The sequence below is a fragment of the Ellagibacter isourolithinifaciens genome, from assembly GCF_008831035.1.
Lineage (GTDB): Bacteria > Actinomycetota > Coriobacteriia > Coriobacteriales > Eggerthellaceae > Ellagibacter > Ellagibacter isourolithinifaciens.
On record NZ_WAJR01000079.1, the window covers coordinates 1 to 532 of the forward strand.

Consider the following 532-nt stretch of genomic DNA (forward strand, 5'->3'; position numbering starts at 1 on the left):
CGATGCGCGGCCTCGCCCCATGTCGTGCAGCTCGGCTGCGCGCAGCCTCAGACCGACGTCGTACAAAGCGTTTCCAGCCATAAAAGGGCCTCCCATTTCTCGTATCCAAGAAATGGGAGGCAGTTCATTCCAGGCGGGCGGGGCTCTTTTTTCGTTTTGGGGAGAGTTTTCGAAAACCCCGACTGCGATTAGCACCCTAACTTTGCCTATCTTTTACCTAAGTCCCCTTAAAAGCACGAGATTCGCGCGATTCATGCGATTCTCGTACACAAAACTGCAGGTCATGGGATTGTTGGAATCGCTAGACAGCTTCGACAAATATCGCCGATATGTGAGTCTGGAAAGGGCGACGAGGGAGGACGGCCCAGCGAGGTTTCTCGTTTGCCCAGGTCAGTTTTCTCAAAGGGGGGTGCGGACAATTCCTTGGACCAGCCTAAGCGACCAATCCCTTGCTTGACCGATACTGCCTAGGACTCATCCAGCCGAGCGATTGCTTCTTGCGGCGCTCGTTGTAGAAAACGATGTACTCGTT

General features: G+C 53.9%; 1 protein-coding gene. It reads right to left on the minus strand.

The features are described 5' to 3' along the window. Nucleotides 1-433: 433 nt before the first annotated feature. The coding region (locus F8C90_RS11470) for an IS3 family transposase (RefSeq protein ID WP_158050441.1) at nucleotides 434-532 on the minus strand (99 nt) is incomplete at its 5' end.